This window comes from Piscinibacter sp. (assembly GCF_050175855.1).
In the GTDB taxonomy this organism is placed as follows: domain Bacteria; phylum Pseudomonadota; class Gammaproteobacteria; order Burkholderiales; family Burkholderiaceae_C; genus Piscinibacter.
Map to the genome: position 1 here is coordinate 1 of NZ_JBFXIO010000260.1, position 7,350 is coordinate 7,350.

The 7,350-nt window shown below is 69.1% G+C and carries 9 protein-coding genes; 5 read left to right on the top strand and 4 right to left on the bottom strand.

What is annotated here, in order from left to right:
• The 4 genes from tilS to cysS form a co-directional block, all read right to left on the bottom strand.
• Positions 1 to 1,149 (bottom strand): tRNA lysidine(34) synthetase TilS (gene tilS / locus AB7U92_RS17935; protein ID WP_428579949.1); only part of this gene is annotated, 1,149 nt, incomplete at its 3' end.
• Between the two features lie 19 nt (positions 1,150 to 1,168).
• Positions 1,169 to 2,140 (bottom strand): acetyl-CoA carboxylase carboxyltransferase subunit alpha, encoded by a 972-nt coding sequence (locus AB7U92_RS17940; protein WP_428579952.1) that lies wholly within the window; start codon positions 2,138 to 2,140, stop codon positions 1,169 to 1,171.
• 54 nt (positions 2,141 to 2,194) lie between these two features.
• Entirely contained in the window at positions 2,195 to 2,767 is a 573-nt protein-coding gene (locus AB7U92_RS17945) for a DNA-3-methyladenine glycosylase family protein (protein ID WP_428579955.1), read from the bottom strand.
• A gap of 82 nt (positions 2,768 to 2,849) precedes the next feature.
• On the bottom strand, positions 2,850 to 4,232 hold the full coding sequence (gene cysS / locus AB7U92_RS17950) for a cysteine--tRNA ligase (RefSeq protein WP_428579958.1): 1,383 nt from the start codon (positions 4,230 to 4,232) through the stop codon (positions 2,850 to 2,852).
• Positions 4,233 to 4,434: 202 nt separating this feature from the next.
• Between cysS and AB7U92_RS17955 the strand changes: the two genes are divergently transcribed.
• From AB7U92_RS17955 to AB7U92_RS17975, 5 genes are all read left to right on the top strand, one after another.
• Positions 4,435 to 4,950, top strand: coding sequence for a tetratricopeptide repeat protein (locus tag AB7U92_RS17955; protein WP_428579960.1), 516 nt, complete (start codon positions 4,435 to 4,437; stop codon positions 4,948 to 4,950).
• Between the two features lie 29 nt (positions 4,951 to 4,979).
• Entirely contained in the window at positions 4,980 to 5,549 is a 570-nt protein-coding gene (locus AB7U92_RS17960) for a peptidylprolyl isomerase (protein ID WP_428579962.1), read from the top strand.
• A gap of 1 nt (position 5,550) precedes the next feature.
• Positions 5,551 to 6,051, top strand: a complete 501-nt coding sequence (locus tag AB7U92_RS17965; protein ID WP_428579965.1) for a peptidylprolyl isomerase — start codon at positions 5,551 to 5,553, stop codon at positions 6,049 to 6,051.
• Positions 6,052 to 6,069: 18 nt separating this feature from the next.
• Positions 6,070 to 6,855, top strand: a complete 786-nt coding sequence (locus AB7U92_RS17970) for a UDP-2,3-diacylglucosamine diphosphatase (RefSeq protein ID WP_428579968.1) — start codon at positions 6,070 to 6,072, stop codon at positions 6,853 to 6,855.
• Positions 6,852 to 7,350, top strand: a 499-nt coding sequence (locus AB7U92_RS17975) for a M90 family metallopeptidase (protein WP_428579971.1), incomplete at its 3' end; no start/stop codon positions are given. The genes AB7U92_RS17970 and AB7U92_RS17975, both read left to right, overlap by 4 nt.

Below are 7,350 nucleotides of genomic sequence, written 5' to 3' on the forward strand. Positions count from 1 at the left end.
CTGGGCCTGGAACTGCTTCTTCAGGCTGCGCGGCGGCCGGCCGAATCCAGCCTGGAACTGCTCGCCGCCGCTGCGTTCGCGCAGTTCGAGGTGCGCGAGCCAGGCCAGTGGCACACCGCCCTCGCGCACCCTCTCCACGCGCAGGTTGCCGCCCCATCCGGGCAGCGGATGGCGACCGGCGCGCGTGATGCTCAGCGTGCTCATGCGCGATCCGGCGTTCGCCTCGACATTCGCATGGGGATGCCACGTCAATCTGCCGCGATAGAGCCGCAGCGAACCGCCCTGTTCCTCCCAGCGGCCCTGCCGCAACACCGGCAGTTCGGCCATCAGCCGCGTCACGAGGCTGGCCGGCGCGGGGCGGCCCAGGCGATCGCGCAGCCAGTGGCGCAGTGCATTGCCGCGGCGGTCTTCGCCCTGCTCCCGCCACGGCGCGATCGCGAGACCGCGCGCATCGGACAGCGTGCTCAGATCGAGCTCGGCCAGCTCGGCCAGGCACACCGTCGCCTGGCGCGCCCAGGCGGCCGCATCGGCCAGCGTCGCCGCGGCGTGCGGGAACGCCTGCTCGACAGCGGGCCAGACCTGCAGCCGCAGCCGGTTGCGTGCGAAGCGGGGATCGTCGTTGCTATCGTCCTGGATGTGGCGCAGCCGGTGGCGGCGCACATAGGCCGCGATGTCGCCGGGATCGTGATCGAGCCAGGGCCTCACCCAGCGAACGCCCTCGCGCTCGATCTCCCGGGGCATGCCGGCGAGGCCGGCCACGCCGCCCCCGCGCAGCGCCTGGATCAGGAAGGTCTCGGCCTGGTCGCGGCGGTGGTGGGCGAGCAGCACGGCTTCGGCGCCCTCTTCCAGCGCCAGTGATCGCAAGGCGCGGTAGCGCTCGCGGCGCGCCCAGGCTTCGATGCTCTCGCAGCGCACGGGCCGCCCCTCCAGCTTCGCCACGCGCAACCGGACAGCAAGTCGCCTGGCCCAGCGATCGGCCTGCGCCGCGCAGAACGCAGCCCAGTCGTCGGCATGCGGGCTCAAGCCATGGTGCACGTGCAGAGCGACGACCTCCACGCCCAGCGGCGTGGCCGCGGCGAGCGTCGCGTGCAGCAGCGCGGTGGAATCGCGACCGCCGCTCCAGGCGACGGCGATGCGGTCGGTCTTCACCGCAGCCGCCGCTCGGCGCTCAGCGTTCCTTGCTGTCGGTGAAGCGGCCGTAGGCCTGCAGACGCTCGTAGCGGCGCTGCAGCAGTTCCTTCGGCTTGAGGTCGCCGACCTGGCGCAGCGCATCGGCGAGCGCGCGCTTGAGGAACGAGGCCATTTGCTTGGCGTCGCGGTGCGCACCGCCGACCGGCTCGCTGACGATCTTGTCGACGAGTTGCAGCGCCTTCAGGCGATGCGCCGTCACGCCCAGCGCCTCGGCGGCGTCCGACGCACGCTCGGCGGTCTTCCAGAGGATGGACGCGCAGCCCTCGGGCGAGATCACCGAGTAGATCGAGTACTGCAGCATCAACGTCTGGTCGCCGACGCTGATGGCCAGCGCGCCGCCGGAGCCGCCTTCGCCGATGATGGTGCAGATGATCGGCACCTCGAGCTGCGCCATCTCGAAGATGTTGCGGCCGATCGCCTCCGACTGGCCGCGCTCCTCGGCACCGATGCCCGGATAGGCGCCTGGCGTGTCGACGAAGGTGAAGACCGGCAGGCCGAACTTCTCGGCCAGCTTCATCAGCCGCAGCGCCTTGCGGTAGCCCTCGGGCCGTGACATGCCGAAGTTGCGCGCAGCGCGCTCCTTGGTGTCGCGGCCCTTCTGGTGGCCCAGCACCATGCAGGGCTCGCCGTTGAATCGCGCCAGCCCGCCGACGATCGACAGGTCGTCGGCGAAGTGGCGGTCGCCGTGCAGTTCCTGGAAGTCGGTGAAGATCTCGGCCACGTAGTCCAGCGTGTAGGGGCGCTGCGGATGGCGGGCAATCTGCGTCACCTGCCAGGGCGTCAGGTTGGCGTAGATGTCCTTGGTGAGCTGGTGGCTCTTCTTGCTCAGCCGGTCGATCTCCTCGGAGATGTCGACGGCCGATTCGCTCTGCACGTAGCGCAGTTCCTCGATCTTGGATTCGAGCTCGGCAACCGGCTGCTCGAAGTCCAGGAAGTGGCGTTTGCTCATGGATGGATGTCCTCCGCAGTCTTCCGCGTCCAGGCGGCTCGTCCCTGCGACCGGTCAGTAGTCTACCGGCAGCGGATCCAGGCTCCGCCACAGGTACCAGGTGGCCACCGAGCGGTACGGCGCCCAGGCTTCGCCGACCTCGCGCGCCTCGGCGCGCGACACCGGCTCGCCGCTGAAGTAGTTGACGCTGATGCCCTTGATCAGTCCGAGATCGTCCAGGGGCAGCACATTGGGGCGCATCAGATGGAAGATCAGGAACATCTCGGCGGTCCAGCGGCCGATGCCGCGGATCGCGACCAGTTCCTCGATGATCGCCTCGTCGTCCATCTGCTGCCACTGACGCACGTGCACGGCACCGGACTCGAAGTGCTGGGCGAGGTCGAACAGGTACTCGACCTTTCGCGCCGACAGGCCCGCGCCGCGCGCTTCGTCGACCCCGAGGGCGAGCACCGAGGCCGGCTTGAGGCGGTGACGCGGCTCCGGCATCAGCCCGGCAAATCGCTCCCACACCGATTGCGCCGCCTTCACCGAGATCTGCTGCCCGACGATGGATCGCGCCAGCGTGGTGAAGGCATCACCGCGGCTCTGCAACCGGCCCTCGCCGAACTGCGGGATCAGCTTGCGCATGACGCGGTCGCGCCGCGCCAGGTGGCGGCACGCGTCGTCCCAGTAGTCGGGGGTCGTCCCCGGCTTACCCGGCGCCACCGGTTCAGCCCTTTACCCAGGTGGTGCCTTGCGGCGAGTCCTTCAGGACGATGCCGCGCGCCGCCAGTTCCTGTCGGATCGCATCCGCCTGCGCGAAGTCGCGCGAGGCCTTGGCTGCCGCACGCGCGGCGATGCGATCGGCGATCCAGGCGGCCTCGTCGCCGCCGGCATCGGAGCCTCCCTGCAGGAACTGGCGCGGAGGCTGCTGCAGGATGCCTACCGTGGCGGCCAGTCCCTTGAGCATCGCCGCAGCCTCGGCGGAGCGCGTGCGGTTGACTTCGCCCGCCAGGTCGAACAGCACGGCGAAGGCCACGGGCGTGTTGAAGTCGTCGTTCATCGCCGCGCGGAACGCCGCCGCCTGCGGCTGGGACCAGTCGACCTCTCTCTGCGGCACCTCGATGCCGTCGAGCGCGGTGTACAGACGTCGCAGCGCGCTGCGGGCATCTTCGAGGTTGGCGTCGCTGAAGTTGAACGGGCTGCGGTAATGGGTGCGCAGCATGAAGAAGCGCAGTGTCTCGCCGTCGAAGTGCCTGAGCACGTCGCGGATGGTGAAGAAGTTGCCGAGCGACTTCGACATCTTCACGTTGTCGACGTTGAGGAAGCCGTTGTGCATCCACACGTTGACGAAGCGCTTGCCATTGGCACCCTCGCTCTGGGCAATCTCGTTCTCGTGGTGCGGGAAGATCAGGTCGAGGCCGCCGCCGTGGATGTCGAAGTGCTCGCCCAGCAGCGAGCAACCCATGGCCGAGCACTCGATGTGCCAGCCCGGGCGGCCGGCGCCGAACTCGCTCGCCCACTTGGCATCGTCGGGCTCGCTGTCCTTGGCCGATTTCCACAGCACGAAGTCCAGCGGGTCTTCCTTGCCGTCGAGCACCGCCACGCGCTCGCCGGCGCGCAGCTGGTCGATCGACTTGCCAGACAGCTTGCCGTAGCCCGGGAACTTGCGCACGGAGTAGTTGACGTCGCCGTTGCCCGAGCGATAGGCCAGGCCCTTGCGCTCGAGCGTGGCGATCATCGCCAGCATCTGCGGCACGTGCTCGGTCGCACGTGGCTCGTGCGTGGGGGGCAGCACGCCCAGCTTGCCGATGTCCTCATGCATCGCCGCCGTCATCTCGGCGGTGAGCTGGCGGATCGTCATGCCCCGCTCGACTGCGCGCTTGATGATCTTGTCGTCGATGTCGGTGATGTTGCGAACGTAGGTGACCTGGTAGCCGAGCGTGCGCAGCCAGCGGTACACCATGTCGAAGACGAGCAGGAATCGTGCATGACCGACGTGGCACAGGTCATACACGGTGATGCCGCACACGTACATGCGCACATGCTTCGGCTCGATCGGCTTGAAGGTCTCGACGGCACGCGTGAGCGTGTTGTGGATGCGCAGCGTCATGGGCCGGTTCGGCGGGAAGATTCCGGGGGACTGTTGTCGGTGCGCCGTGAGCCTGGCGCGCCGGCCCCACGCCGCGTACGGCTCAGGGGCTGAACTAGAATCGGCTCAGTATAGCGGGCCTGCCCGGGCGTCGATGCCGCGGGTTGCCGATGCGCCCGTGCCGCTCTCGTTCCCTCGCCCGACCCTGCACTTCCCCGATCGCATGAGGTTCCCCCGCTCCTGGCTGCTGTGCCTCGCGCTCCTCCTGGGCGGTGCGCACGCGGCCGGCCTCGAAGAGGTGCGGCGCCTCCATGCCACCGGGCAGACCGTTCCGGCGATCGACCTGGCGCGCCGGCATATCGAGGCCCAGCCCAAGGACGCCGCGATGCGCTTCCAGCTCGGCGTGATGCTCGCCGAGAGCGGCCACACGGTGGAAGCACGCGAGCTGTTCGAGCGACTCGTGCAGGACTATCCCGAGCTGCCCGAGCCCTACAACAACCTGGCAGCGCTGAAGGCGGCTGCCGGTGACTACGACGGCGCCAAGGCCTTGCTCGACCAGGCCTTGCGCGCGAACCCGGCCCTGGCCACCGCACACGAGAACCTCGGCGACGTCCAGCTGATGCTGGCGCTGCGCGCCTACGCCCGGGCGCGCGAGCTCGACCCCGCCAGCACCGCGGCGCAGGCCAAGCTCGCACTCGTGCGACAGCTGCTGCAGACGGTGCCGGGCGCACGACCCTGACGACATTGACCTCGACAAGGAGAACACGCATGAACCACCGTCGCATCGGCCACTTCCTGGCCGCCACCGCCCTGGCGCTGGGAGCGCACGCCGCCGCGCAGGCGCAGACCGTCAAGCTCGCCACCAGCGCCGGCGACATCGTGGTGGAGCTCGACGCGGCCAAGGCGCCCAAGACGGTGGCCAACTTCGTGGAGTACGTGAAGGCCGGCCACTACGACGGTACCGTGTTCCATCGCGTCATCCCCAACTTCATGATCCAGGGCGGCGGCATGACGGCCGACATGAAGGAGAAGTCCACGCGCGCGCCCATCCCGCTGGAAAGCGGCAATGGGCTGGACAACGTGCGCGGCACCATCGCCATGGCACGCACGATGGACCCGAATTCCGCCACGGCGCAGTTCTTCATCAACGTGACCGACAACGGCTTCCTCAACAAGGCGCAATCGCGCGACGGCAACGGCTACGCCGTATTCGGCAAGGTCGTCGCCGGCATGGACGTGGTCGACAAGATCCGCGCCGTTCCCACCGGCACCAAGGGCATGCATCGCGACGTGCCGCTGCAGCCGGTCACCATCAACAAGGCCACCGTGGAGAAGTGAGATGAGCATCAAGGTTCAACTGCAGACCAGCAAGGGCGACATCACCCTGGAACTCGACGACGCCAAGGCGCCGGTCACCGTGGCCAACTTCGTCGAGTACGTGAAGAGCGGGCACTACGACGGCACCGTGTTCCATCGCGTCATCCCCGGCTTCATGATCCAGGGCGGCGGCTTCGAGCCCGGCATGCGCCAGAAGGCCACCCGCGCGCCGATCCAGAACGAGTCGGCCAACGGCCTGACCAACGACCGCTACACGATCGCGATGGCACGCACCTCGGCGCCGCACTCGGCCAGCTCTCAGTTCTTCATCAACGCTACCGACAACGGCTTCCTGAACAAGGCACAGGCGCAGGACGGCTGGGGCTACGCCGTGTTCGGCAAGGTGAGCGCCGGCACCGAGGTGGTCGACGCCATCGAGCGCGTCAAGACGGGTCGCAGCGGCGGCCACGGTGACGTGCCGCTGGAAGACGTGACCATCCAGCGCGCCACCGTCATCGACTGAGGGACACCCGACGCGCCGATGACGCCGCCCCCCGCCCTGCCGACTTTCTGGGAGTTCGAGGCGCCGGACGACTGGACGGCGATCGACTTCATCAGCGACCTGCACCTCTCGAGCGAGACACCGCGCACCTTCGAGGCCTGGGCCGGCTACATGCGCGGCACGCCGGCCTCGGCGGTGATCATCCTCGGCGACCTGTTCGAAGTCTGGGTCGGTGACGACGCCCGGCACAGCGGCTTCGAGGCGCGCTGCGCCGAGGTGCTGGCGGATGCCGCGGCGCATCGTGCCGTGGCCTTCGCCTGCGGCAACCGCGACTTCCTCGTCGGCGGCGACATGCTGCGCGACTGCGGCGTTCGCGCCCTGTCCGACCCGACCGTGCTTTTGGCCTTCGGCGAGCGGCTGCTGCTGTCTCACGGCGACGCGCTGTGCCTCGACGACCACGAGTACCAGCAGTTCCGAGCGATGGTGCGCTCGCCGGCCTGGCAGCGCGATTTCCTCGCCAAGCCCCTGGAGGAGCGGCAGCGAATCGCGCGCTCGATGCGTGAGCACAGCGAAGGTCGCAAGCGCACGATGGCGCCCGCGGACTGGGTCGACATCGACAAGGCCACTGCGGTGCGCTGGATGCACGAGGCCCACGCGCCGACCCTGATCCACGGCCACACCCACCGGCCAGCGCACGAGGTGCTCGCGCCTGGCTACATGCGCGAGGTGCTGAGCGACTGGGACTGCGACGGCAGCGGCACGGCGCGCGCCGAGGTGCTGCGCCTGAAGGGCGGCAGCCTGGCACGCATCCGACTCGCCCCATGATCGGCCAGTGGTGGCGGCGGCGCCGTGAGGCGCGCACGCTGCAACGGCGGGCCATTCCCGAAGCCCTGTGGGCGCTGACGATGGCCCGCTTTCCGTTCATCGCCCGGCGCAGCGCCGACGACCGCCAGCGGCTGCGCGAACTCGCCACGCTGTTCCTGGCCGACAAGGAGTTCGCCGGCATGCAGGGCCTGGAGGTCGACGACGGGATGGCCGTGGCCATCGCCGCCCAGGCCTGCCTGCCGATCCTTCGCCTCGGCCTGCCGGCTTACGACGGCTTCAAGGGGATCGTCGTCCATCCGGACGTGGTCGTGGCCCGGCGCGAGGTGATGGACGAGGACGGCATCGTCCATCACTACGACGAGGAGCTCTCCGGCGAGGCCATGGAGGGCGGGCCGGTGATGCTGTCGTGGCGCGACGTGGAAGATGCCGGCGACAGCGCCGCCTGGGGCTACAACGTGGTGGTCCACGAGTTCGCGCATGTGCTCGACATGCGCG

Coding starts and splice junctions, on each gene's coding strand:
- AB7U92_RS17940 (WP_428579952.1), bottom strand. CDS start 2,140: ATGAGCAAACGCCACTTCCTGGACTTCGAGCAGCCGGTTGCCGAGCTC.
- AB7U92_RS17945 (WP_428579955.1), bottom strand. CDS start 2,767: ATGCGCAAGCTGATCCCGCAGTTCGGCGAGGGCCGGTTGCAGAGCCGC.
- cysS (WP_428579958.1), bottom strand. CDS start 4,232: ATGACGCTGCGCATCCACAACACGCTCACGCGTGCCGTCGAGACCTTC.
- AB7U92_RS17955 (WP_428579960.1), top strand. CDS start 4,435: ATGAGGTTCCCCCGCTCCTGGCTGCTGTGCCTCGCGCTCCTCCTGGGC.
- AB7U92_RS17960 (WP_428579962.1), top strand. CDS start 4,980: ATGAACCACCGTCGCATCGGCCACTTCCTGGCCGCCACCGCCCTGGCG.
- AB7U92_RS17965 (WP_428579965.1), top strand. CDS start 5,551: ATGAGCATCAAGGTTCAACTGCAGACCAGCAAGGGCGACATCACCCTG.
- AB7U92_RS17970 (WP_428579968.1), top strand. CDS start 6,070: ATGACGCCGCCCCCCGCCCTGCCGACTTTCTGGGAGTTCGAGGCGCCG.